The following is a 25648-nucleotide window of genomic DNA, read 5'->3' as shown; positions in this document are numbered from 1 at the left end:
TCCCCTGCTTCTGCCCATTATTGTCTTAATAGCAACATATTCAGCCCTGTCCAAAAAAATGATATAATTTAACATGCCAACGACCGGCGCAATGCTTAAAACATTGCGCGAAAGAATTGAGGAATGCGATATGTCATTTGACGGATTATTTACAAGAGCGATGGTAAAAGAACTTGTTGATACGATAAAAGGTGGGCGGATGAACAGAATCCACCAGCCGTACCAGAATGAACTGGTCCTTGTGGTGCGTGCAAACGGAAAAAACAGGCGGCTGCTTTTGTCAGCACACCCGGCCTATGCGCGCATTCAGCTGACGGATGAACCGTTTGACAACCCGCAGGACCCGCCGATGTTTTGCATGCTTTTAAGAAAACATCTGGAAGGTGCCGTGATCGAGGATATTCACCAGGCCGGCCTTGACCGTGTTGTTGTCTTTGACATCAAAAGCCGGAACGAAATCGGGGATATTTCCTTTAAACAGCTGTACGTGGAAATCATGGGCCGCCACAGCAATATCATCTTGGTCGACAAAGAGCGGAACCTGATCATGGACAGCATCAAACATGTCCCGCCGGCTGTTAATACGTACCGGACGATTCTCCCCGGGCATGAATATGTTATGCCCCCTGAGCAGCACAAACGGAATCCGCTTGAAGCAACAAAAGAGGATGTCATCGCAGCGCTCGACTGGAACAGCGGGAAAATGGACAAGCAGATTGTCGCGCAATTCGCCGGGGTCTCCCCTCTTTTGGCAAAAGAGATCATGCACCGGGCGAAATTTTCGAATCCGGAAACGGTGACGGACGCGTTCTTGTCCGTTATGGAGCCGATTAAAAAGTTTGACCTCCAGCCGGTGATGATCATGGGCGCACAAAAAGAATCATTTTACATGATCCCGCTTGCGTCCCTTGAGGGCGAAACCAAAACTTTCCCGACTTTAAGCGCGCTGCTTGACCGTTTTTATGCCGGGAAAGCCGAACGTGACCGCGTCAAGCAAAAAGGCCATGATCTTGAGCGGTTTGTGAAAAATGAACTGGAGAAAAACGAAAGCAAAATCAAAAAGCTGGAAGCCACGCTTGAGGAGGCGCAAAATGCCGAACAGTTCCAGCTGTACGGCGAACTTTTGACAGCAAATTTGTATGCCGTGAAAAAAGGAATGGACAAAGTGAAAGTGCAAAACTATTACGATGAGAACGGGGCAATGGTTGAGATTCCGCTTGATCCACTGAAAACCCCTGCGGAAAATGCGCAAAGCTATTTTTCCCGCTACCAGAAAGCGAAGCATGCGCAAGTCGCAGTGCGTGAACAGATCAAAAAAGCCCGGGATGAAGTGCTGTATTTTGAAAACCTCCTCCAGCAGCTTGAAACAGCCTCACCGAAAGATATCGGGGAAATCCGCGAAGAGCTGGAAGAAGAAGGCTATTTGAAAAAACGGCACAGCCGCGCCCGGCGGAAAAATGCAAACAAAATCGCTCTCGAAAAATACGAGGCTTCGGACGGCACGGAAATTCTTGTCGGAAAGAACAACAAGCAAAACGATTATTTGACAAACCGGGTAGCCGCCCGCGATGAAATCTGGCTGCACACAAAAGACATTCCCGGGTCGCATGTTGTCATCCGCAGCAAAAACCCGGCGCCGGAAACGATTTTGGAAGCCGCATCACTCGCCGCCTATTTTAGCAAAGCGCGCCAGTCCGCTTCCGTCCCGGTCGATTATACGAAAGTGCGCTACGTGAAAAAACCGAACGGCGCAAAACCCGGATTTGTCATTTACGAGAACCAGCAAACCGTTTATGTCACACCGGATACCGACAAAGTGCTGGCCATGAAAAAAACGAAGGATGCATGAAAAACACGGAATATGTTGTAAACAGCGCAGGCCCAGGCATTGCGCTGTTTTTTTTGGTAAAAAAATGTTTTCGGAAACGAATGATCTAAATAAATCCCAAAATATTGAAATGGCTGCCTTGATTTATTTTGTCAGATATTCTATCATTTTAGAAAACAATTTATATTTGGAGGTCTTCACATGGCAACTTTAGAAAAAATCAGCGCGTTTGCAGGGAAAACGTTCACCGTATGGGTGCTGATTTTTGCAGTCATCGCTTATTTTTTGCCCCAGCATTTTGCGTGGATCGGGAATTATATCGTACCGTTATTGGGCATTGTCATGTTTGGGATGGGGCTGACGCTTGAATTATCAGATTTCAAAGAAGTTTTCAAAAAGCCGCTTGAGGTGGCGCTCGGCGTCATCGGCCATTTTGTCATCATGCCGCTTATTGCTTTTCTGCTTGCAGTCGGGCTCAACTTGCCGAAAGATATTGCTATCGGCGTCATTCTTGTCGGCTGCTGCCCGAGCGGAACGGCTTCGAACGTGATGGTGTTTCTCGCGCGCGGAAATGTGGCGCTTGCTGTTGCGATCGCCTCCGTGTCCACGATTCTTGCGCCGATTGTCACACCGCTGTTAATCCTGCTGTTTGCCAGCAAATGGGTGCATGTCAGTGTATGGTCTTTATTCCTTTCGGTTGTGCAAGTGATCATTGTGCCGCTTTTGCTCGGATTTATCGCGAAAAGGTTTTTCGGCAAACAGGCGCGCGCCGGCGCAAAAGCGATGCCGCTTGTCTCGGTTGTGGCAATTGTGCTGATTGTAGCGGGAGTGGTCGCCGGAAGCGCCGAAAAAATCGCACAAACGGCTTTACTCGTTTTTGCTGTCGTTATTTTGCATAACTTGCTTGGCTTTATCATCGGCTTTTTCTTCGCCCGTTTGTGCGGGATGGACCTTGCCAAGCAAAAAGCGGTTTCGATGGAAGTCGGCATGCAAAATTCCGGGCTCGGGGTAGCGCTTGCTACCGCGCATTTTTCCCCGCTTGCCGCCGTCCCGAGCGCGATTTTCAGCGTCTGGCACAATTTGTCCGGTTCGTTGCTCGCAAACATCTACAGCCGGATGAAAGATAAAAAGGCAGTAAAACCCGACGCGAACCCGGCCGCAAGCCAGCATGTGTGAGAAAAAGAGGGAACGGCCAGCGAACAGGTAAAGTGGTACCGATGACAAGGACACATGATGAAAAGCGAAAGCAACAAGAAGAGGATGACGCATTCTATGTTAAGAAGGGACTTTGTTTTTCTGCGGTTTCTTAACATAGGCGGGGGCTATGTAAAGGAAGGACTTCGTTTTTGCTTGCTTCCTTAACGTAGACAGGCTCTAGGTGAAGGAAGGACTTTGTTTTTTCACGCTTCCTTAACGTAGACGGGCTCTAGGTGAAGGAAGGACTTTGTTTTTGCTTGCTTCCTTAACGTAGACGTCCTCTAGGTGAAAAAAGGCCGTCTTTTTTCCGCACTTCCTTAACGTAGACGTCCTCTAGGTGAAGAAAGGACTTCGTTTTTTCACGCTTACTTAATATAGATGCATTCTATGTTAAGGAAGGCCTTCGTTTTTGCTTGCTTTCTTAACGTAGACAGGCTCTAGGTTAAGGAAGGACTTTCTTTTTCCGCGACTCCTTAACATTTGAATGAAGCCGCTGACAAAAAAACGGCGAGACACCGCCATTAATCGTGTCTCACCGTTTTTTTGCATCCTATAATAAAAATAACATCTTTTTTATACGCCCCGCTTGTTCCCCCACACCAATGCATGCAGCTGCGGAAGGACATAAGCATCATTCATTTCTTCTGCCTGCAAGGTTAGATTCACCAGCCATTCGTATCTTCCGATCAGCATTTTCGCTAACGCATCCCGGTCGGGCAAAGCAATATCCGGATTGCCGACTTGTAAATAGAAGGGAACAGCAGGATAGCGTTTATGGATCTTTTTGGCGTAATCAAAATCCTTCTCGTCGAAAACGACAACTTTTAAGCAAAAATGGCTTCCCGCCAGTGTTAACTGTTCAATCATCCTATCCAAAGTCTCAAAATCTGTATGCATGCCGGAACTCGGCGGCTTTGGCGAAATGGTCACATCATCAACGTCCGAAAGCCAATTTTGCCAGCGTGATCCCTGTGTCTCAACTGCTGTACGGATTTGATGGGTTTTAAGCAAATGAACCAGTTCACCAAGGCCTTTCAACAAAAGTGGATTGCCTCCCGAAATTGTGACATGGCTAAAGTTTTCTCCTCCTGTTTCTTTCAGCTTCTGGAAGATCTCCTCTGCCGTCATCAGCGCAATCCGGCCTTTTTCCTCCCCGTTCCAGGTAAAAGCAGAATCGCACCAGCTACAGGCATAGTCACACCCGGCCGTGCGGACAAACATGGTTTTCTTTCCGATGACCATTCCTTCCCCTTGTATCGTTGGACCAAATATTTCGATCACCGGAATTTTACTTACCATCTGTTTCTTCCTCCATCCATTCCCGTTTCATCGTTGCATAACTTTTTGGTGTTTCATAGAGTACCAGTTCTTCCAATCTCGCTCCCCGGTCTTTGTAATCTTTTTGCCGGTTAAGCCGGTTTTCAATCTCTTCCCACATCCAGACTACCATATTTTCCGCAGTGGTGTTCATGGGCGGAAGGACGTTGTTCAAATATTGGTGATCCAGTTTTTCCTCAACCGCTTCCTGAAATATCTTTTTCAGATCGCCAAAGTCTATGCTGATGCCAATTTCATTTAAGTACGCACTGCATGTTATTTTTACTTTGTATGTATGGCCGTGCAGGCTTTTGCATTTTCCTTCATACAAATGTAAATGATGGGCAGCATCGAAAGTAAATTCCTTTGTTACAGCTGTTCTCTTATGATGATACTTCAATTGCTCTTTCCGAATATCTTTTCCAAATATCTGGACCTTCTCCGGAATGTGATATTCACTCAACGTTAACATCCTCTCCTGATCATTGCTTATTTCTCTATTATAATGGTATTCTGGAAAACCAGAAAGATTTTGGAATTCACCTTTGTCTTTTTCTAAGCTCGGAAACCATAGACTAGTCTGCGCATTTTTTTGCCGGGTGTACTTCAGTGTTTCATACTTGGCGTCGTAGTGTCATAACGATAAGAATATTTTTATCAAAGCCCTCTGATTCCGGCTTTGTACGCAATTACGAATTGGTTCCCATACAAGTAAACCTTTATATGGTCTGATAGAAGAAAGCCACAGTTTAGTTTAAAAGCAATATCTTCATTAGCTGTTTCACAAGGTCTTTGATCGTTGGGATTCGTTCAACACTCCGAATAAAAACAGAGATCACCACGGCTGCATAGTTTAATTCTTCAGGGGCGCCAAGATTGGATTTCTTAGAGATGGCATGGCAGATTTTATCCAAATTTATATCTGAAAAAATGGCATCGTAACGATGGGTAGGCTCCATTTCATATAATTCCTGGATGCCAAAAAAACTTATTTGTCGTATAATGGTCAAAGGGAAGTCCCTCCTGTCTTTTTGGTTTTCTCGACAATTACCATTAAACAAGACTTGGGGAGGTACTTCCTTTTTTGTGTTCTGAAACCCTTGGAGCGTAGGGACTTTAAACTATAAAATTCATTCAATTTCGTATAGTATTAATGCACAGTAAAACCATTTATATCGAAGAAGGAGGATTTACAATTAAAGCATTTTTGATATTTTTAACCTCTATATCATTAATAATGCTAATGACAAATGGATGTACTACCTCTAAACTAAAGACGGGTAGTATTGGCAGTGGTCAATCAAAAACTGAAGGTTCTTTTCCTGAATTCACTTTAAAAGTAAAAATCATTAATCATGCAACAGATCAAAATAGGTTTTTGTTAGGTATAGATAGATATGGATTTGAAAACTCTAAAATCGCTGTCTTTCCATCAGCATCCACCCAAATTGTAGACGATAAGTTTAATATCCGGGTCAAAGATGGTATCAAATATACATTAAGCGTTTGGCCTACAAATATGATGTTCGCAGCCATGCCTAATGTCGCTATCGCAAGGGGTTTTGACATTTATTTTGGCGGGAGATATTTTAAAAAAGAGCCGTCAGCTCTATTGGCCATGGTATAATGGTCAATAGAGCTGACGGCTCTTAAACTAGAAAAGGAAAAGGTTACTTGCTCCTCCTGTGCTTGGCGGCCGGAGAACAAATAACCCTCCCAATACAATGCCTATTTTACTAGAATGTCCCCTTTCTATCAAGAGATATATAAAATTTGTTGAAACCTTCAATGATGAGGTCTTTTGTCCGTGTTGTGGAAGAAAACTCAGAAAGCACGGTAAGTATAACAAGACCATTCACTTCAAACACCGGTCCTTTCGTATACCCATCATGCGCAGAAGGTGCCCGGATTGTAGAAAAACCTTTTCATTAATGCCTTGCTTTACTTCCCCATGGGCACGGTTCGCGAATCATATTTATGAATTTTTGGGGAGGTGGCTGATGGAAGGTGTGCCTATTGGCCAGTTGGCCCAAAGGCTGACGACTCCTTCTGTTTCAGAGGTCTCTTTAAAAACATTATACCGTTGGAAACACCGATTTCTGGAATTTTGGGGGAAATGGTGGATTGATCAACGGAAGAAATGGGCATCCGAATTTCAAGAAGGGGAAAGTTTTCTATCCCTTTACCGAGAAGGAATCCGTTCTGATGAGGAAATTCAGCTTCTTCTTTCCTTCTTTTTTGCGGAAATTGGATCTGTCCCCTCTAAGGGGAGGCTATTTTCTACGATCAATCTCCGCCAGCCCTTCTACCACAATTAAGGTCAAAGGCCATGTCGGACCATTTACATATTAGTTCCTTATTTTCCATTTTCTTGCTCCACAAAATCTGTCTCTATCCCCGAGGTTAAAAGTCGGGGAAAATGGAGGTTGTTTTCTATTTTATGGAATGAGAGGAGAAAATGAGATGAATGAGACGCTGCGAAATGAAGTGGCTGCCTTTCGATTTGGGTTAATTGCCCCAATCGTTCAACGGCAGCTGAAGCCCGGGGAGAGGTATGCCCTTTTGAGGGAAATTGCTGGCCAACGGTACACGATTCCGGGCAGTGAAAGGACAACGGTGAGTATCCGATCCCTTGAGAGGTATCTCCAAGCTTATGAAGAAAATGGATTTGAAGGCTTGAAGCCACAGGAGCGGAAAAGTCAGGGCAGTCTTCGGAATCAGGATCCGGAAGTGCTCAAGCGGGCGATTGACCTGCGGAAGGAATTGCCCAGCCGAAGTGTGGAACAGGTGATCCGAATTCTTGAGCTGGAGAAGAGAGCCCCGATTGGGGCCATCAAACCAAGGACCCTGTCGCGTTACTTTCAGGAGATGGGGTGGAGTAAAAGGGATATCTACTCCAAAGTTAGAAAGGAATTCCGACAATTTGAACATGATCTGCCCAATGACTGCTGGCAGGCAGATACACAGCACACTCTCTATCTGCCCGACCCTAAAAATCCGGAAAAGCGAAAAAAGGTCTATCTTATCGCGATCATCGATGACCATAGCCGGAGAATCATGCATGCCGAGTTTTTCTTGGAGGAAAGATATCCGCGCCTGGAACGCTGTGTTCAAAAAGCTGTGTTGAAGTTTGGCGTTCCGAATCTGTTCTTCTGTGACAATGGATCCGTTTATAGTGCCAAGCAGTTTCAGATTATGTGCGCAAGAATGGGAACGAAGCTCATTCATGCAAAACCTTACTCTCCAGAATCAAAAGGAAAAATTGAGAAGTTTTTCCAATTTGTAGACAGTAGCTTTACCGAGGAGGCCAACCTGTTAATTAACCAGGAGAAGCTCACGACATTGAAACAGTTAAATGAGTACTTAAGGTCTTGGCTGGAGGCATATGATAACCGCATCCATCGCAGTACGAAACAAACGCCTAAAAAGCGATATGAAGCGAAGGAAGATCATACCCGTCACCTGCCCGCCGAATTGTTAAAGAATATTTTCCTTTGGGAAGAAGAAAGAACGGTTCGAAAAACGGCCATTATTGAACTGGAAGGAAATCAATATGATGTGGACTCCTCCTTGCGAGGGAAACGAATTCAGATACGCTATAATCCTTTTGATTTATCCACAATTCAAATATGGAAGGACGACGAGCGCTTTGATGATGCGAAGCCTGCGGTACTCCACAATCAAAGCCATTCCAAATTGCCGGACGATGCGGACCATGACCGTACTCCCGCGGGAGTTTCCAGTTTCTTGGAACAGTTAAAGAAACAGCAGGAGGAAGAAAAACGAAAACAAGTGGGCACGACCAGTTTTGCGAGATTAAAAGAGAAACAGACAGGAGGAGAATAACGGATGCTGGATTTTTTTGAAATGAAAGGAGTTCCTTTCACCCGTGAAATTGCGCCTGATGTCCTGTTTGCTTCCTCCAGCCATAAGGAAGCTGCCGCACGGTTGGAATATGCTGTCCAGAATCGCCAGTTTTGCCTACTGACAGGGGAAGCTGGCATGGGGAAATCTACGGCCATTCGCTCATTGGTTCATCACCTGGACCCTATTCATTATCATTATCTTTATATATGTGACTCTTCTTTGACACCAAAGCTTTTTTACCGTGAAGTGCTGCAGAACTTCGGAATACAGCCTGCTTTTCGGTCAAATGATGTGAAACGGCAGTATCAGTCCTTGATGCTGGATATATATGAAAATGAAAAAAAGCAAATTGTCATTGTTTTGGATGAGGCTCACCACTTCTCTGACTCTATGTTGCAGGAATTGCGCTTCATCCTCAATTTTAGGGAAGACTCCATGTCTCCATTATCCCTGATTGTGGCAGGACAGCCCAGCCTGCGGAATCTATTGAAAGTAAAGCATCTGGAAGCGATTGACCAACGGATCCAGATGCGCTGCCAAATGAGTAGCCTGACAGAAAGAGAAACAGCCGATTATATCGGGCATCAATTGAGGGTGGTGGAAACACCGCATGAGGTCTTTTCGGAAGAGGCGATTCAGGCAATCTATAACTTCAGCCAGGGAGTTCCGAGAAAGGTAAACACACTTTGTAGCCAAAGCTTGCTGGATGCCTTTATACAGGGAAATAAGGTCGTGGGTGAATCTCATATTCACCGGGTGATCAATGAGCTGTAAAGAGTGTACCCAGTATTATGAACAGTGGGGAAATGGTATTGATGAGATGGAAGCTACGATTGAAGGGTTAAGAAAGGAAATAAGCGAATTATTAGAGATGAAAAATGCTTTAAATCAATTGAATGCCTTGCTTAAAAAGGAATTGAGGGAATTACTCGGGGATCATCCGTTTTAGATCTCCGACATTCATTTGTCTTTTCCAAATGCCAGTGGCATTGTGGGTGGCCGATAGACAGTTGCCCCGTCACTGCCACTGGCCATACAACCGACATTGAAGGTGGCTGCGGACAATATGACTCGTAAGGATTATAGAAAGAATTTGCAGAATAAAGATAAGCTGGCTGGAAAATCAAGTAACAATGCTCAAATAGAAAAAAGCATTACATTCGTTGCTTCAAAGAAAAAGCCCACTTTAACCATCATAATAAATAAGAGGGATCTAAATGAAGACAATCAAAAATAGGAATTTTATTAGATGCCATACAACGAGAAATCCTTTTAAGCACGAACAAAGACTGGCTGCGGAGAAAGTTAATAGTTAATATATGCAGGCAAACAACCATCCAATGGTGTAGCTGTTATGGCGGTAGGAACCTGGGCTGCGGTAAAGCGGAAAGCGAAAAAAATCTTTCTTAAAAAAACAATGCACAAGAAGCTTTTGCAACCTCTTGAGCATTGTTTTAGTCCTCTGTGCAACTGTTCAGTTTACTTGTCCGTCTTTACAAGATGTATGACGTCATATGCGCGTTCACCATCTTCATCTACATAGGAAAACTTCCTTCCAGTTTCATTACAACGGTATATTCTTCATCTTGTTGGTCTTTTATTGGGGCACGCAAGTAGACAAGTTTTGTCCGAGTTGCGGTAAACCGGTGGAGCCCGGGCAAACACAGCCATCGCAGCACGCAACTGCATCGGTTACCAAACTTTTGCAGAAATTAAATAAAAAGGTTGCCTTAATTGTAGCAGCAACTGTGGTCTTGATGCATGGATCACAGTTGTATCAAGAAACGTAATCTCTGCGTCCTCTTGTTTGACTAATAGCCCAATTTCCGTACAGCCCAAAATAATGCATTCCACCCCTAATTTTGCGGGCTTTAAATCACTTTTTTCGTCTTCTGCAATTCACCAACACAGAGCGCTTCATAAATGATTCGGTTGACTTCCGCACGGTCCAGTTTATCCGGCAACAAGATTTGAATGTCATTCGCTTCTATTCTCGATGTGTAAAAAATTTCGTCCATGGGATACTTTGTGCCAAGCAGACCCACCTTGCTCATTTTGGACTGTTTGTTTCCTTCGCAGTTTCTTTAGCGTAAGCCTTAAACCGTCGTTTTTAAAGACTCTATATCTAATTTTACTTTTTCCACATTTTTACTTTCAAAATAGTATACAACTGTTAAAAGTAGGACAACGCTTATTCCCATAATCCCAAACAAAGCGCCGGAATGATTATTTCCTATCCATTCAAGGGGAATAGCAAGAATTAAAGGAGTGGCCGCTTTAGTAATTTGTAATACAAGAGTTGACCGACCAGTCCAAACGACGGTTTCTTCTTTTATAAAAATGTGATCAAACATAATTTGTCTTTGAAATATTCGAGAACGATTAAATACAAACCCAAGACATAATGCACACAGGATAGATATAAACCATGAGTTAACAAAACCAAGAGACAAGTCAATAAGAGCAAGTAATAAGAATATATAAGTAGGAATATACTTTTCGTATTTTCCAATTAAAGTGGCAAGCAACGCTCCTACCCCCGCTGCCGAACTTACCATACCATATTCCGAGGGATCCCACTTATGAACATCGTGATAAATAATTGGAATAAGAAAGTTAAATGAGGCTAACTGGACAGTGAGTATCCCTATCGCAACGATCGTCAATGTTAATACTAGAGTATTACTTTTTAAATTAGTTATTGGCGTTCTCTCAATATGTAATTGTTGTTTTTCACCATTGTCATTCTGATTGTTCTCTAATCTCTTTGTAAAGAAAGAAACAAATATACCGATGCCAAGAGAAAAAATTAATGCACAAAGAATATAAGTAAATCCACCCATATTTAGCAAAAACCCTGCAATAGCGTTCCCTCCAAAAGCACCAAATTGGATTGAAGTTTGAAGTAAATTGGATGCTTTTTTAGATGTTATTTTTCCTTTTAAAACTAATTGAGACATGAATGTTTCTAGGCTCTGAGTAGATAAAAATAGTATGACGGAAAAAATGCCAGCAAATATATATAGACTGTTAACGCCAATATGTTTAGCGTTAAACAGACTATACAAAGCTACAATAATACCGATCCCCCTACATATGCTAAAAATTAGAAGTGGAGAGTTCTCTATTAACTTTCTCAATTTCGAGAAATATTTTTGTAGAATAAACGGTAATATACTCATTAGAGCTAAAATAATACCAAGTTGGGTTACAGATCCTCCTCTGTCTAATATTGTCCAAGTAAGAGTAACGGTCAGCATTCCTTCTCCACTTAAAGTAAGGGCTAAAACAATGATAAACGGAATATTTTTAATATACAAATGTCTCACCTTCCTCCTTTTCAGCTACCACCTCTAAATCAAGTTCTTTTTCCATATTTTTGGCTATTTCAATCACTTTCAATCTATCCTCTGGAGAGCTGTACTTATATCTCACTGAGAGTAAACCTGTAATATCAAATCCATTCGGAGCACAAGAAATGGTTTGACCGACTGAGGCTGTTGGATAATAAGCCCGAAAATAGGGAGAGTCTCCAGCTTTCCCAACATTGTTCTTTTTAACAAGCCCATTTTTATAAATAAATTTAATACAGGTACTAGCTTTCGGAGAGTTTAAGCGTCTACTGAATAGATGAATACCTTGATTATCATCGAATATACTTGAAATATGTGATCCAACTAAATCAATGTTGTATACATCTCTGATATTCCGATATACATGGCCCCCACTAATTCTTACGCTAAATTCTACTATTTTAAAACGACCCTCATTGTCTTTTCTCAATTCTACATTTAATAAAGTTTCCCTTAGGTTCAGAAATTTTGTTATCCTTTTTAGAATAGTAACAATTTCCTTTTCGCTTTCAGCGGTCCCCGCAAAAGGAAGTGTATATTCGTCTTCTTCGAAATATGGACCTTCCATTCTCTTTTTATTGTGTATACCTCCCAAATGGAATTCTCCATTTATCACGACTCCGTCAACTGTGACTTCATCTCCCGATAAAAATTCCTCAATTAAAGCGAGTGACTCTGAATTTTTGTTATAATAAAAGCCTCTTTTAGTTTGCCTAAGATTTTCTAGATCTTTAAAAGCCTCTTTTAATTGTTGTTCACTTTTTATTAAAGAAACGTTTGAACTAGATGCTGCCAAAGTAGGCTTTAATATAAATGGAAATTTAATTTTTTTTGATACTAATATAGCATCCTCTAAGGTATCCACTTTATAATAATACGGTGTGGGTAGATTGTACTTTGACATGAATGCCCTTTGCTTTGATTTGTCTCTGCAGATTTTAGCGGCATCAGCAGGGATAAATTGATTTCCAAAACGTTCATTGAGTTGTGCAGTAAGAACAATATCCGTTTCTTGAAATGTGACAAATTTGCTTACACCATATTGTTTTGCAACTTTATATATTTCTTCTAATAAAACTTCTTGATCCTCTTCTTCGATGAGATGCACATATTGAAATCTGGGGTCATCTAAAGCATTGTGAATAGAAGTCCATATGTGAATTTCTTCTACCAAACGTCCTAATGTTTCAATGTGATCTTCTTGGATCTTATATCCCTTACGCATCATCAACCCTATTTTTCGTCCGTTCATGCTTCAATTCCTCCTTTTGAAGTGAGTAAACCCATCTTGTCAAAAACCTATCTTGGTTGAAAAGGAATTATAAAAGTACCACTATGGCGACTTTTTCTTAATGAATGTGCCGGAGCTTGGCACACAACAAAATACTATGTTAATTAAATTCTTTACATATAATTATAAATAAAACATCTAAACTTTGGTATTTCATATGTAAGCCATTTACATAGGATAGTTAACATTTAAAATAAAGTCAATAAGAAATGCTTTTCGTTTGAAAATTGATGGAATTGACAAATAAATATTAAGTGTACTAAACTATTTACATATGATATTTAACATTTAGCATAAAATAGATAGGAGGCTCTTTTCATTTGAAAATTGATGAAATTGACAAAGAAATATTAAATGTACTAAAGAACGATTCTAGACTATCTATGCGAGAAATCTCAAAACGTATTCACCTTTCTGCACCTTCTGTAGCTGAGCGAGTAAAGAAATTAGAATCTTTCGGTATTATTAAAAATTATACTATTGAATTAGATTATAAGAAATTAGGATATGAAATTGAATGTTTTGTAGAAGTAACTTTAAGGTATGGGGATTACAAAAAATTTAAAGAGTTCATCTCTGATTATCCTACGGCAGAATTCTGCTATCGAATTGCAGGAAGTGCTTGTTACATAGTAAAACTGCGATTAAAACATTTGTCTGATGCAGAGGAGTTTATTAATGCAGTAACAACTTATGCTGGAACAGTTACGCATATTGTGCTATCCGAACTTGAAACTAACGGAGATTTTTTAAGTGCTGGCAATAAAGGCTGAAGGGAAAAATCTCACGTCAATGCAGGAGACGGCCCAATATTGCTGTCGTGAGTGCGATCGCCGAGCATCTTTCCCCATTCTCCTGGGCCTTTGGCTGTAAACCGGAATCATTTACTGTTCAATCACAGGGTTTGGGGAAACGGGTCCGTACAAAGATTTGCCTGGCTATGACTTTATCATCCAAGCGATGTACGGGCTGATGATCATCACTGGGGATAGATTAGCTGATTCGAGTGATCATAAAACTAATGATTTAGGAGGCTGAGCCCATGAATTTTGACCTGACAGAAAAACAAGAATTATTGAAAAATGCCTTACATCGGTGAGTGGGACAAAAATTATTAAATCATTCGCGCTGTAGGCTTTCATGCATACCCCCTCTCAAAACCCCACTATCCGCTCTTATGTGTTTAAACTCATTTTCTTCCTGTTGAAACTATAAAAAAGAAACCTGTCAGACATAGATTCTGCTGTAACAGGTTTCTTTTTTACATTGGACACATTTACTGCATTAATATGATACAGATAATGCACCCATTGAGGTCGGGAACCAACTTATTTTAAGTTTCCCGGTATGGATTTCATAATTCTGCCGGATGCAGCATTTTCAACAGGAGATTTTGCAGGACGAATCACTTTCATTCTTTCTCACCACCTTTCACCGCTTCAGATGAGACGGAACTTGCCGGAACACTGTATGATGTTTCTTGTAAACTATCCTTCCAAATCAGAGATAATACTTTTCTAATATTTTTCTTTTCGTATGGACAAGGTTTTTCTCCGGTTAACATCCGGTAGTACGGGCAGTGGTTTCCCTGGCATGCCGGCCGGAAAAAGCATGACTGACAGCCGGAGTCGGTTTCTTCTCCTGATGTTACCCACGTGGCAAGTTTGTCAAAATCAATTGCTAAGCTGCCATCTTCATGGAGTTTGCCCACTTTATTGATCTCCTCATCAAGGCAGGTCGTACATTTATATAATTGTCCGTCAGCACCGATCACAAATGAATTTGGTTTGGCTGCATAGCAGACGGAAGCAGTTGGCATCATGGATCCTGATATAAGGGAACTCATGCCAAGCCCTCCATCGACAGCTTCTTCGGTAAATTCCCAAATCTTTTGATTGGAAATAATGTGGTTGCAAATCGGAAGTTCATCATCATGCTCCCCTCCCCATCTGCCCACCGGATTGATGCTAGTATAGTTTCATGGACACCCTTTAGTGAAATATAATATTAACGAAGGGATGTGTCCTGATATGGGTAACACAAGCGAAAAACGTAAAAGTTATCATGCTGAATTTAAGGAAATGGTGGTTGAGCTTTATCAAACTGGAACACCAGTAAAACAGATCTGCAGCGAATATGGCCTGTCTGAAACGACAATCTACAAATGGATCAGAAAACAAAAACCGGTTAAGCTGGATGACGGGAGCTCTTTTACCCCGGAAGAATTTCTGAACCTGCAAAAAGAATTGCACCGGCTGAAAGAGGAAAACGAAATCTTAAAAAAAGCTATGGCCATATTCGCAAAGAAGTAGATCAAACCACTGTTATATCCATGATTGACGAGATAAGAGCCAAACACCATTATGACCTTAAAACCATGTGTACGGTCCTTGGCGTGCCGAGAAGTACCTACTATCAATCCAAACAAAAAAAAGAGTCAAAAACAAAACGGGAAAACCGGGAGTTGACAGACAGAATACGAAAAATCCATACGGAAAGCAAGCAGAGGTACGGAGCGCCGAAGATCCGCCATATGCTTGAAAAAGAAGGGCTCAAAGTCAGCCTGAAACGGGTTCAGCGTTTGATGAAGGCTGCAGGCATTTATTCCATTATCAGAAAAAAGTACCGTCCCCATTCCAATAAGGGCAAGATGGAAGAACACGATAACCTGCTGAACCAGGACTTCTCAACGACAACCATCAACGAGAAATGGGTTACGGATATTACGTACATTCATACTTTGAGAGACGGTTGGTGCTACCTGGCTTCCGTAATGGATTTACATTCCAGAAAGATTGTCGGTTACGCTTTTGACCGCCACATGACGACTGAACTGGCTTTAAAGGCAGTAGAAAACGCTTATCAGGCACAACGTCCAGGTCCGGGATTGATCTTGCATTCTGATTTGGGATCCCAGTATACAAGCGAGAAATTTGCAGAATACATGGAAAAGAAGCAGTTCAAACACTCCTTCAGTAAAAAAGGTTGCCCATACGATAACGCCTGCATTGAGTCTTTCCATGCAATTCTGAAAAAGGAAGAGATCTATAGAATCAACTATTTGAACTTTCAAGCTGCCAGAAGAGCCTTATTCGAATTTATAGAAGGCTGGTACAATCGGAAACGGATTCATAGCTGCCTGGGCTATATGACGCCACAAGAAACAGAAGACAGTATCAAAGGGGCAGCGTAGTGCTCTTCACAATTTTACAAGCATCCGCTTTACATGGAGTGGCGGGGCGTGGTAGGCTTGTTTGCCATGCGAAAGAAATCATTGCCCCTTTCGCCCTTCGCATAACACCACGCCCGCAGAGGCTCCATGTCAAGCGACCAGCAGTCATGAAAAATATGGCATGAGATCAAAATTAAATTTCACTTATTGGTGTCCAAAATATTGACTTAAATCCAGATGGAAAAAGAGGCCAAAGCGCTTATCATGTGCAAAGTAGGCTTTTAAGCAGGCAATCAGATTGCTGACTTCCTTTATATTTTCCTGGTCGAAATTCACGCGGATCGTGAAATCAAAATCCGCACTACATTCTTTTACCGCCCTCAGGTTTTCGATAATTTGATCAAAAGTACCGCCGCCGCCAGCCAGATGCCGGGTCCGGTCATGCATTTCACCAACACCGTCAATGGTCACCATGAACTGCCGGACATTCCAGGAAAGCAATTTTTCAAATGCTTCTTTTGTTAAAAAATAGCCATTCGTGACAACATCGGCAGAATACTGAATCTGGTTTTCCTGCGCAATGGATAAAAACGTATGGGACAAGTCCTCAATTAAAGGCATTTGCAACAGCGGTTCACCGCCGAACCAGCTGATATGTAAGTTTGACAATGTGCCGGCCCTGTCTTTTACGAGTGCTTTTACACCATTAACAATCCCGGGTTTCATTTTCCCGCGCTCAAATTTTTCATAACAGTATGTACAGCGGAAATTGCAGGCTTCCGTTACCAACAGAATCAGGTGCATCATATCTGTTCGGTGCATGGATTCATGCAGGAACAATGCCCTCCGTTTTTGATCCACATGGCCGGGAACGATAAAACCATGATCATATAAAGACTTTTTAACATCCGAATCCAATTCCGTAATCCCGGCCCTTTTCAGACAAGCCATGACTTCGGGCTTTTCGTCTTCTGAAAAACTGACAATAGCTCCTGTATAACTATTGTATAAAATCATGCCATGATCATCCGTACAAGATAATACGTTAAATCTTGATGGAACATAATGTGTGTCCAAAATGTGATGAACCTTCTTTCTATATGAATACTCCCCGCTTACCAACATATACCAAGGCTAATGGTATTTTTTAAAAAAAAATAGCAATATCCTTTCTGCTCTCCTTTTCTACAATTTAATGAAAAAAACAAGCTCCATTTATCAAAACGATCTCGATGAAAAGATCAAGCGGTTCCGCCCTTGTGCAGTTCTGAAGAGTAAATTCATCAATTTTTAGATGTTTTATGATAAAATGACTTATCCACATTTAGAAAATTTTTCCATCTATTTTTTCTGCTTTCAAAGTCAAAAAGAGCCGAATTTGCAAATTTCTTTTTTAAAATTGTGGATAACTTCAAAAAAACCTTTTTTTACATCACATCCTTTGCTATAATATAACCATTAAGTAAACCTTACTTGTATTGGCTTACTTAAATGGGTGAAATCCTCGTCTGTTAAAATGCGTGTCCGAAACGATTCCAACAGATTTGAGGATTTTTCTTTTGCCGTTTTTTTGAGTGCTTTTAAGATTGACGAACCTTTTTCAAACAGCTGTCTAATAATATCTGTTATTTGAACTAATAAATAATGATTTTTCATGGCTGTGTAGTTTTGGCTATTGGCATGTTCTATATTGTAACGATTATTTTTTTGTTCGTTAAATCCTTGATTTTCAATCTTCCAGCGGCTTCTTCCTGCAGCGATGAGTCGTTCCACGTTCTTTTTCGTGATTTTAATATCCGTTATAAATACATACTCTTTCGATTTCCCATCCTCTGTTTTCATTGTGGCCTCCATCAGATTGACCGTTCTGTCTTTGTAGGCAATATCATTCACCCAAACTAATGAATTCTGATCCTTACTTTGTTCCAGCTCTTTTATTGCCTTAAACTCCGTCGAGATACTTTTAATTCTCCCTTCCTTAAATCTGCATATATATTTCCATTTGTGCGCCCTGCACAGATTAAATACCGTTTCACATGCATAGAGACTATCTCCCAAGATACAAATCGGTAGTCTTTTAAATATTTTTTTTATTTTCTTTGCCAGCCTGTCGAAGGCTTTTAATTCACAATCTTGCTTAGAAACATTTTCTGATTCATTTTCGATAAATTCGGAGGCAATACTGAAGACCATATCCCCCACGACAAGCTTGGCTTCAAGTACATGGTGCATATAAAGTACGTTCGTTTCTCCTGTTTCTTTATTTGTATATGCCCGTCTCAGGCAGTGTTTACAATGTTTCTCATGAAAGGTGTGTAATCCAGTTCCATCAATGATGACACCCCAGTACTTTCCTTCAATTCGATAAGACTCGAGAGACCTTTTTTTCAATAATTCTTTAATCATATACGTTCTAATTTTTTCTAATTCATTTACATCTAAGCCAGATAAAAAGTCGTTAATTGTATCATAATGTGGAAGTTCTTCAAGAGAATCTAAGCCTAACACCTTCCCTACATTTTTAATACATTCTTCTTTATTAAAACTCTCACTCATGTTTCTCATGGATTTTAGGCCGGTCATATTTTTCAACATCATCGTAAATAAAAGGACCTCTGGACCATAAGTGATATAGCTTTGATGTCGGTGGTCTGCTACCTTTTTTAGGTTATTCATCAGGTCTTTGAAAAAATGCTTCTGAATTTTAAGGAACTCGAAAAAATAATTTGCTTCTTTTTCACGATTTCTTTTTTCTTTTCTAGTAACCAAAATAAAAACCCCCTCAAAACAGCCAAGTTTAATTAGGGCTTGCTGAACGAATCAAATTTTAGCTTGTATTCGACTTGTCACTAAGCCATGCCAAAATATTCGTCCAGCAAGCTCTAATTATTTAAATTATTACATATTTAGCCGCATTTTTGGGGGGGAATAGTTAAATTATCACGAAAAATTTTTACTCCTCAGAGCTGAAAATATTCGTCCAGCAAGCTCTAATTATTTAAATTATTACATATTTAGCCGCATTTTTGGAGGGGAATAGTTAAATTATCACGAAAAATTTTTACTCCTCAGAGCTGGCCCTTGTGCAATCAGCATCCTGTTCTTGCACGATTGAATGTTTGAAAGGCATTCAACCTTTCCGTTATCCGGCATATATTATGAACGACTAATATTGGGGAGGGCCTTCATTGTCAGATTATCGAGCGTCATTAAAACAGTGGAGTGAAGAGATCGAAAAGACTTTTCATAAATCCGAAGATGTATTGCGGGAAAACGTCCAGAAAGAAAGGTTGGATGAATGGCAGGAAAATCTCCGTGAATTCCAAAAATTTCTTTCAACCAAAGAACCTTTGCAGGATGCAGATATTTACAACCGGGCGAACAAATTGTATACGCAATTCAATTCTTTTTGGGGAAAAAGCAGTGCTGCTAAGTCGGATGGAAATGGCGGTGCAGCGGCCCTGCAGGATGTGGTACCAATTGGCGGGCACACCCTTCCGCCGCTTCCGTACACTTATGATGCATTGGAACCCTATGTCGCGCGTGAAATAATGAGGCTGCATCATGATAAACATCATCAAAGCTATGTGGATGGTTTAAATAGAGCAGAAAAAGAAATGCAAAAAGCCCGGGCAACCAATAACTACGGGCTCCTTAGAGCCTCTGCCAAAATAAAAATATACCCTTGAGCGAGGCTCTGGAAAATTAATTATCCCGATTTTTTTTGCCTTTTCATCCAGATTTTCAATTTACATCCAGATTTTTAATTCAATAGAAGTAAAACGGTCATTTTTCTTCAAAAAAAGGGCATACGTATCCCGCCTTCACAAAATGGTTTTTTTCACTACCCTTTGTGGAAAGAAAACGTTCATTTGAGTTATTCACATATCCACCTGTGAATAACTTAATTTGCTCTTTGCAGCCGATTGCGTGTCCATCCACAATTGGCCTTTCCTGTCTGATGGTACGCCATATTTGCCATGATATGCATAGATATCATGCATCGATCTACATGAGCTTCAACTGCCTGCTTCCCACGCTTGTGAACACGACGGAGACTGTATCCGTCTTTTAGAATGCCAAAGATTCTTTCGATGATCGTCCTGGCACTATATAACACTTCAAATGTGCGACCATGTTGCGGCAACTCGACATCTACTTGAGGCGTTTGATCAAAGTCTATCCTAAATACTCTTCCTTGTGCTGCCCCATTACAACATTCCGCGTGATTCGCTAGCGGGCAGGTGAGACCTTCTTGCTTGGCATTTGGATGAAATACAGGACAAGTGTAAATATATTGCCCCTTTTCCCGATCAGATCCTCTAAGTTCCATTTTATGTCCACTGATACAGATGGGAGTGCCGTACCGGTTGATTTTTTCAATCCCTCGGGCGGTAGTTGGTTTATCTTTACGGTTCCGTGGATTGATCGGTGCCACCAATTTCGCCTGTAATACATCCTTTGTCACTTTTTGATTTTCCGGCGTTTGGTAGATTCCATCTGCCAGGATAAAGCTCAACTGCTCAGCCATCTCGGGGTGCTCTGCCTTAAACGTTTCCAATGTCGGTTCTAATGTTTTCCCATCGGGTGTATTTCCTTTAAATACTTCCCGCGTCAAAGGCAAACCGGATCTCACCCCGCATACCATTGATAATTTATGCGCAATATAGGAGACTGCATTACTTTTACGCATTACCCCTACATTGTCGTCCGTAAGGACTCTGGGGCAATCGCAATTACCCTCACAAGAACACGTCTTCCTTGTTTTATTCAAGGTTGCTTCTGCCTCTATATGCGATGTATCCACGGCGGCTGCTTCCTCATTCGTTTCAACCACGCCTTCCCCTTTATTATATTCAACAACCAATAGCCGGGCTTTTTCCCAAAGACCATTTGTTGTCATGATTTGATCAAAACGAGCAAAGGAACGGTAGCTCGGAATTTTCTCCGTAAATCCACACATGGTGGCAAATAGCGGGTTTGATTTCACTTGCAAATAGACACTCTCCACCATCACTTCAATATACTGTAAAGAGGCCAGTTCAAAAGCACGAAAAAAGGGCATGAAAGGATGCGGTTTTCTCCCAGTGGAAGGGAGATGAAATAATGAAGACGCAGACTTGTCTTCTTCCTCCGTTATTGAAAATAGTGCCGGTTGTATTTCATTAGAAGGATCATGTGCTCTTTCATTTTTTAGGTGCAAATATAAAAGGGTGTAGTATTCTCGTTCAATCGGCTTAAAAATCTCCCATGGGAAACACATGGCTGGAATGACAAATGGTATATCGGCATAGTCTTGCCAATTGTGGGGAATCAAATTTTGTTGTATTGAAAAGTCTCTGGTTTGTGTTAGAATAGAAATAGTCATGAAATCACTCCCTGGATATTTGGTCGTACTTATATCTTAACAAAGGAGTGGCTTTCATGGCTCTTTTTTTTTTCAAAAAAATCATCCTTTTCCGTTTTACAATATTTACCACAGGAATGAGTAGCTTAATCTATTGAAACCCGCCCAAAATGGAAAAATTTAGACACTTATAATAAATAAATTTACCCTATGAGCCTCTGCCAAAATAAAAAATTACCCTTGAACGAGGCTCTAGAGAATTAATGATCCTGTTTTTTTCTTTTCTTCCAGGTTTTCAAATTCAGCAGAAATAAAATGGGCATTTTTTTCTCCAAAAAAGGGCATACGTATCCTGCCTTCACAAAATGGGTTTTTCAATGCCCTTTGTGGAAAGGAGACGCTTCATTGGACTTATTCACATATCCACCTGTGAATAACTTAATTTGCTCTTTGTAGTCGATGGCGTGTCCATCCACAATTGGCCTTTCCTGTTTGATGGTACGCCATATTTGCCATGATATGCATAGATATCATACATCGATCTACATGCGCTTCAACTGCCTGTTTTCCACGCTTGTGAACACGACGGAGACTGTATCCGTCTTTTAGAATGCCAAAGATTCGTTCGATGATCGTTCTGGCACTATATAACACTTTAAATTTCCGCCCATGTTGGGGCAACTCGACGTCTACTTGAGGCGTTTGATCAAAGTCCATCCGAAATACTCTTCCTTGTGCTGCTCCATTACAACATTCCACGTGATTCGCCAGAGGGCAGGTGAGTCCTTTTTGCTTGGCATTTGGATGAAATACAGGACAAGTGTAAATATATTGCCCCTTTTCCAAATCAGATCCTCTAAGTTCCATTTTATGTTCACTGATACAGACGGGGATGCCGTACCGATTGATTTTTTCAATTCCCCGGGCGGCAGTTGGTTTATCTTTACGACTCCGTGGGTTGATGGGTGACACCAATTTCGCCTGTAATACGTCCTTTGTCACTTTTTGATTTTCCGGCGTTTGGTAGATTCCATCTGCCAAGATAAAGTCTAACTGCTCAACCATTTCGGGGTTCTCCGCCTTAAACGTCTCCAATGTCGTTTCTAATGTTTTCCCATCAGGTGTATTTCCTTTGAATACTTCCCGTGTCAAAGGCAAGCCGGATTTCACTCCGCATACCATTGATAATTTATGCGCAATATAGGAGACTGCAGTACTTTTACGCATCACCCCTGCGTTATCATCCGTAAGGATTCTAGGGCAATCACAATCTCCTTCGCAAGAACACGTTTTCATTGTTTTATTCAACGTTGCTTCTGCCTCTATATGTGATGTATCCACGGCGGCTGCTTCCTCAACCGTTTCAACCACGCCTTCCCCTTTATTATATTCAACCACCAATAGTCGAGCTTTTTCCCAAAGATCATTTGTTGTCATGATTTGATCAAAGCGAGCAAAGGAACGGTAACTCGGAATTTTCTCCGTAAATCCACACATGGCGGCAAATAGCGGGTTTGATTTCACTTGTAAATAGACACTCTCAACCATCACTTCAATATATTGTAAAGGGGCCAGTTCAAAAGCACGAAAAAAGGGCATGAAAGGATGCGGTTTTCTCCCTGCGGGAGAGGGATGAAATAATAGAGACGCAGACTTATCTTCTTCCTCGGGTATTGAAAATAGTGCTGGCTGGATTTCATCGGAATGATCATGTGCTCTTTCATTTTTTAAGTGCAAGTATAAAAGGGTATAGTAATCTCGTTCAACCGGTTTAAAAATCTCCCATGGAAAACACACGGCTGGAATGACAAAGGGTATATCAGCGTAGTCTTGCCAATTGTGGGGAATCAAATTTTTTTGTATTGATAAATCTCTGGTTTGTGTTAGACTAGAAATAGTCATGAAATCACTCCTAGGATACTTGGATATTTGGTAGTACTTATATCTTAGCAAAGGAGTGGCTTTCATGGCTCTTTTTTTTTCAAAAAAAAATCATTCTTTTCCGTTTTACAATATTTACCATGGGAATGAGTAGCCTAATCTATTAAAACTAGTCTAAAACTGACCGAAATTAAAAAATTTAGATGTTGGTAATAAGCGAATTAATCCATTGAAATCAAAACTCGCCATTTCTTTTTTATATTTATCATAATTTTCTTACCAATATCTGTTTTCTTTAGTGGAATAAATCCACGATCTTTAATTGTCTGACTGCCTACTGCTTCAGGGGGTATAGCATTTTGGCAAAGGCTCTTAAGCATGGGAAAGAGAAGCTGCTTTTCACGGTGCCGGCCATTATTTGCACACCCTTTTTTGGAATATAATGAGCCCCAATGGCGGAGGGGAGCCGAAGGGAGATTTAGAGAGAAAAATTCAACAAACGTTTGGTGGCTTTGTTCCATTTAAAAAACATTTTTCAGAGGCAGCAAATCAGGTGGAAGGTGTCGGATGGGCCATATTGGTCTGGTCCCCACGTGCAAGGCGGCTTGAAATTCTGCAGGCTGAAAAACATCAAAATCTCAGCCAATGGGATGTCATACCGCTACTTGTTCTGGATGTGTGGGAACACGCCTACTACCTCCAATACAAAAACGAAAGAAAGAAATACATTGAAAACTGGTGGCATGTTGTCAATTGGCAAGAGGTGGAGAATCGTTTCAAAGAAGCAGTGAAATTAAAGTGGCAGCCTTTTTAAATTAAATGGATGGCGTTTCGGTCTTTTTTTACGGAGATTCAACATTTAATTACCCATTATCTTCGAAAAAATGATTTCCTGCTTATGTTTAGCAGCGCTTTGATTCCATAAGGGTGGGGAATTTTTATGGTAAATGTAGACAAACGCTCTATAGTATTGGAACTTCAGTTAGAGAACAAAAAAATGGTAAGACATGACCACAATTCACGTCTTACCGCGATTTTTTTGCAATCAAAAAAGGAGATATCCCCGAATTTCTTTCACGATCAAAATCATATTTTAGTAAGCTGCTTTAAAGATATCAATTATATCTTGCGCGTTTCCTTGAATGGGGTTACTAAGTGCATTCCCATCTTCAAGGGATAATTTTGCCATTAATTTGAAGTCTTTCTCCTTTACTCCTAATTCCCGCAGATTAGAAGGAATATGAATGTCTTCAGATAATTTTCTAATTGCATCAATGGCTTTATCTGCGGCGTCACGAATGGAAATCCCTTCTATATTTTCACCCATAAATTTAGCGATATCAGCAAATTTGCGGGGATTAGAGATAATATTAAACTTTTCAACATGCGGTAACAATACTGCATTTGCAACGCCATGCGGAATATCATATAAACCGCCTAATTGATGGGCCATCGCGTGTATGTAACCTAAACCTGCGTTATTAAATGCCATTCCAGCCAACAGAGAAGCACTTGCCATATTCTCACGTGCTTCAATATTTTTACCGTAAGCGACTGCTTGGCGCAAATTTTCCGATATCAATTGAATCGCTTGAATGGCTTGAGCATCTGTTACTGGATTTGCACCAAGTGATACATAGGCTTCAACCGCATGAGTTAGGGCATCCATTCCTGTTGCTGCAGTTAAGGCTGCTGGTTTTCCTACCATTAATTCCGGATCATTAATAGATACTAACGGCGTGTTCCTCCAGCTAACAATAACAAATTTAATCTTTTTCTCCGTATTCGTCAGCACACAGTGGCGTGTTACTTCACTTGCTGTTCCTGCGGTTGTGTTTACAGCAATAATAGGAGGCAGAGGATGTGTTAATTTTTCAATTCCGGCATAGTTCTCATATAAATCTCCTTCGTGAGTGGCAGCAATACCAATTCCCTTCCCGCAGTCATGTGCACTGCCGCCCCCAACGGTTAAAATGAGGTTGCAATGATTTTCCTGATATACCTTTAGTCCATCTGCTACATTCGTATCTTTTGGATTGGGTTCAACTCCATCATAAATCACATAATCAATCATCGCTTCCTTTAATGTTGCGATGACTTTTTCTACCGGCCCGCCATCTAATTTGTTCAAAAATCGATCCGTTACAATGAAAGCTTTTTTGGCTCCAAGAATTTTACAACGTTCCCCGGTTACTTTTACGGCACCGCGACCAAAATAGTTAACATTCGGCATAAAAAAATCGTACATGTCATAACCTCCAGTTTGGTTTATCCCACCTCTTATCGGACAATAAGGCTTCCACCTAAAGATTAAAGGTATGAAAAAATAGGTGGGAGATCAACTGCCTGTAAAGTCCGATTGGTTCAACTAACGATCAGTGGGGGAAGTTTCACT

At 41.0% G+C, this 25648-nt stretch carries 21 protein-coding genes and 6 pseudogenes; 14 read left to right on the top strand and 13 right to left on the bottom strand.

The features are described 5' to 3' along the window. Positions 1-130 precede the first annotated feature (130 nt). Both NSU00_RS05810 and NSU00_RS05805 read left to right on the top strand, forming a co-directional pair. The gene (locus NSU00_RS05810) at positions 131-1849 is read left to right on the top strand and encodes an Rqc2 family fibronectin-binding protein (protein WP_340703171.1); all 1719 of its coding nucleotides are present in this window, start codon (positions 131-133) and stop codon (positions 1847-1849) included. A gap of 180 nt (positions 1850-2029) precedes the next feature. Beyond that, positions 2030-3004, top strand: a complete 975-nt coding sequence (locus NSU00_RS05805) for a bile acid:sodium symporter family protein (protein WP_013859026.1) — start codon at positions 2030-2032, stop codon at positions 3002-3004. Between the two features lie 594 nt (positions 3005-3598). Here the strand turns inward: NSU00_RS05805 and queE are convergent. The 3 genes and pseudogenes from queE to NSU00_RS05790 form a co-directional block, all read right to left on the bottom strand. Beyond that, positions 3599-4324, bottom strand: coding sequence for a 7-carboxy-7-deazaguanine synthase QueE (gene queE, locus NSU00_RS05800; protein WP_207368480.1), 726 nt, complete (start codon positions 4322-4324; stop codon positions 3599-3601). Further along, positions 4314-4805 carry a 6-carboxytetrahydropterin synthase QueD gene (queD, locus tag NSU00_RS05795; RefSeq protein ID WP_340703538.1) on the bottom strand — a complete coding sequence of 164 codons (492 nt, stop codon included), beginning with the start codon at positions 4803-4805 and terminating at the stop codon, positions 4314-4316. Before queD ends, queE begins: the two co-directional genes overlap by 11 nt. Before the next feature lie 257 nt (positions 4806-5062). After that, positions 5063-5352: pseudogene (locus NSU00_RS05790) on the bottom strand (IS5/IS1182 family transposase); the annotation flags it as partial. A 143-nt stretch (positions 5353-5495) separates the two neighbouring features. Here NSU00_RS05790 and NSU00_RS05785 point away from each other — a divergent pair. The 7 genes and pseudogenes from NSU00_RS05785 (at position 5496) to NSU00_RS05760 (ending at position 9446) form a co-directional block, all read left to right on the top strand. Continuing rightward, positions 5496-5969 (top strand): hypothetical protein, encoded by a 474-nt coding sequence (locus tag NSU00_RS05785; protein WP_340703537.1) that lies wholly within the window; start codon positions 5496-5498, stop codon positions 5967-5969. Positions 5970-6066: 97 nt separating this feature from the next. After that, positions 6067-6306 (top strand): annotated as a pseudogene (locus NSU00_RS16060) (DUF6431 domain-containing protein); the annotation flags it as partial. Positions 6307-6342: 36 nt separating this feature from the next. Continuing rightward, positions 6343-6660 carry a hypothetical protein gene (locus NSU00_RS16055; protein WP_035180395.1) on the top strand — a complete coding sequence of 106 codons (318 nt, stop codon included), beginning with the start codon at positions 6343-6345 and terminating at the stop codon, positions 6658-6660. Between the two features lie 145 nt (positions 6661-6805). After that, positions 6806-8188: a DDE-type integrase/transposase/recombinase gene (locus tag NSU00_RS05775; protein WP_042512385.1), complete on the top strand. Its 1383-nt coding sequence runs from the start codon at positions 6806-6808 to the stop codon at positions 8186-8188. Positions 8189-8191: 3 nt separating this feature from the next. Beyond that, positions 8192-8983: an ExeA family protein gene (locus NSU00_RS05770; protein ID WP_035180873.1), complete on the top strand. Its 792-nt coding sequence runs from the start codon at positions 8192-8194 to the stop codon at positions 8981-8983. Further along, a complete protein-coding gene (locus NSU00_RS05765; RefSeq protein ID WP_035180871.1) occupies positions 8973-9158 on the top strand; it encodes a hypothetical protein in 186 nt (61 codons plus the stop codon). Before NSU00_RS05770 ends, NSU00_RS05765 begins: the two co-directional genes overlap by 11 nt. A 117-nt stretch (positions 9159-9275) precedes the next feature. Continuing rightward, positions 9276-9446 (top strand): hypothetical protein, encoded by a 171-nt coding sequence (locus NSU00_RS05760; protein WP_340703536.1) that lies wholly within the window; start codon positions 9276-9278, stop codon positions 9444-9446. Between the two features lie 634 nt (positions 9447-10080). Here the strand turns inward: NSU00_RS05760 and NSU00_RS05755 are convergent. From NSU00_RS05755 to NSU00_RS05740, 4 genes are read right to left on the bottom strand one after another with little or no spacing between them, the layout of a single operon-like run. Continuing rightward, the gene (locus tag NSU00_RS05755) at positions 10081-10263 is read right to left on the bottom strand and encodes an aspartate/glutamate racemase family protein (RefSeq protein ID WP_207368482.1); all 183 of its coding nucleotides are present in this window, start codon (positions 10261-10263) and stop codon (positions 10081-10083) included. Positions 10264-10305: 42 nt separating this feature from the next. Next, the gene (locus NSU00_RS05750) at positions 10306-11529 is read right to left on the bottom strand and encodes an MFS transporter (RefSeq protein ID WP_237342293.1); all 1224 of its coding nucleotides are present in this window, start codon (positions 11527-11529) and stop codon (positions 10306-10308) included. Then, positions 11519-12814: an ATP-grasp domain-containing protein gene (locus NSU00_RS05745; RefSeq protein WP_340703535.1), complete on the bottom strand. Its 1296-nt coding sequence runs from the start codon at positions 12812-12814 to the stop codon at positions 11519-11521. Before NSU00_RS05745 ends, NSU00_RS05750 begins: the two co-directional genes overlap by 11 nt. A gap of 47 nt (positions 12815-12861) precedes the next feature. Beyond that, positions 12862-12939 (bottom strand): YqcI/YcgG family protein, encoded by a 78-nt coding sequence (locus tag NSU00_RS05740; RefSeq protein WP_110134295.1) that lies wholly within the window; start codon positions 12937-12939, stop codon positions 12862-12864. A gap of 234 nt (positions 12940-13173) precedes the next feature. Here NSU00_RS05740 and NSU00_RS05735 point away from each other — a divergent pair, with 234 nt between their 5' ends. Continuing rightward, positions 13174-13626, top strand: coding sequence for an Lrp/AsnC family transcriptional regulator (locus NSU00_RS05735; RefSeq protein WP_340703534.1), 453 nt, complete (start codon positions 13174-13176; stop codon positions 13624-13626). Positions 13627-13732: 106 nt separating this feature from the next. Beyond that, positions 13733-13843, top strand: a pseudogene (locus NSU00_RS05730) (CoA transferase); the annotation flags it as partial. Between the two features lie 421 nt (positions 13844-14264). On the opposite strand, the pseudogene NSU00_RS05725 reads toward NSU00_RS05730, so the two are convergent. Then, a pseudogene (locus tag NSU00_RS05725) lies at positions 14265-14813 on the bottom strand (SPASM domain-containing protein); the annotation flags it as partial. A gap of 70 nt (positions 14814-14883) precedes the next feature. Between NSU00_RS05725 and NSU00_RS05720 the strand changes: the two are divergent. Continuing rightward, positions 14884-16046, top strand: a protein-coding gene (locus tag NSU00_RS05720; RefSeq protein WP_445684486.1) for an IS3 family transposase whose coding sequence is annotated in 2 segments (ribosomal slippage) — positions 14884-15127 and positions 15127-16046 — 1164 coding nt in all. Because the reading frame shifts where the segments join, the coding sequence is not laid out codon by codon here. Positions 16047-16229: 183 nt separating this feature from the next. Here NSU00_RS05720 and NSU00_RS05715 read toward each other — a convergent pair. Next, on the bottom strand, positions 16230-17042 hold the full coding sequence (locus NSU00_RS05715; RefSeq protein ID WP_340703533.1) for a radical SAM protein: 813 nt from the start codon (positions 17040-17042) through the stop codon (positions 16230-16232). Between the two features lie 441 nt (positions 17043-17483). Further along, on the bottom strand, positions 17484-18794 hold the full coding sequence (locus NSU00_RS05710; RefSeq protein ID WP_013858128.1) for a transposase family protein: 1311 nt from the start codon (positions 18792-18794) through the stop codon (positions 17484-17486). 419 nt (positions 18795-19213) lie between these two features. Here NSU00_RS05710 and NSU00_RS05705 point away from each other — a divergent pair. Continuing rightward, a pseudogene (locus tag NSU00_RS05705) lies at positions 19214-19684 on the top strand (superoxide dismutase); the annotation flags it as partial. Positions 19685-19929: 245 nt separating this feature from the next. Here NSU00_RS05705 and NSU00_RS05700 read toward each other — a convergent pair. Both NSU00_RS05700 and NSU00_RS05695 read right to left on the bottom strand, forming a co-directional pair. Then, complete coding sequence (locus NSU00_RS05700) at positions 19930-21393, bottom strand: transposase (protein ID WP_328192315.1); 1464 nt, start codon at positions 21391-21393, stop codon at positions 19930-19932. Positions 21394-21810: 417 nt separating this feature from the next. After that, a complete protein-coding gene (locus tag NSU00_RS05695; RefSeq protein WP_013860842.1) occupies positions 21811-23274 on the bottom strand; it encodes a transposase in 1464 nt (487 codons plus the stop codon). A gap of 358 nt (positions 23275-23632) precedes the next feature. Between NSU00_RS05695 and NSU00_RS05690 the strand changes: the two are divergent. Further along, a pseudogene (locus NSU00_RS05690) lies at positions 23633-24067 on the top strand (superoxide dismutase); the annotation flags it as partial. 279 nt (positions 24068-24346) lie between these two features. On the opposite strand, the gene NSU00_RS05685 reads toward NSU00_RS05690, so the two are convergent. Further along, complete coding sequence (locus NSU00_RS05685; protein ID WP_026684553.1) at positions 24347-25501, bottom strand: iron-containing alcohol dehydrogenase; 1155 nt, start codon at positions 25499-25501, stop codon at positions 24347-24349. Positions 25502-25648 lie beyond the last annotated feature (147 nt).

The organism is Weizmannia sp. FSL W8-0401 (assembly GCF_038009125.1).
GTDB classification, from domain to species: Bacteria; Bacillota; Bacilli; order Bacillales; family Bacillaceae_C; genus Weizmannia; species Weizmannia coagulans.
Note: the sequence above shows the minus strand (reverse complement) of the source record. Positions and strands in the feature narration are given on the sequence as shown.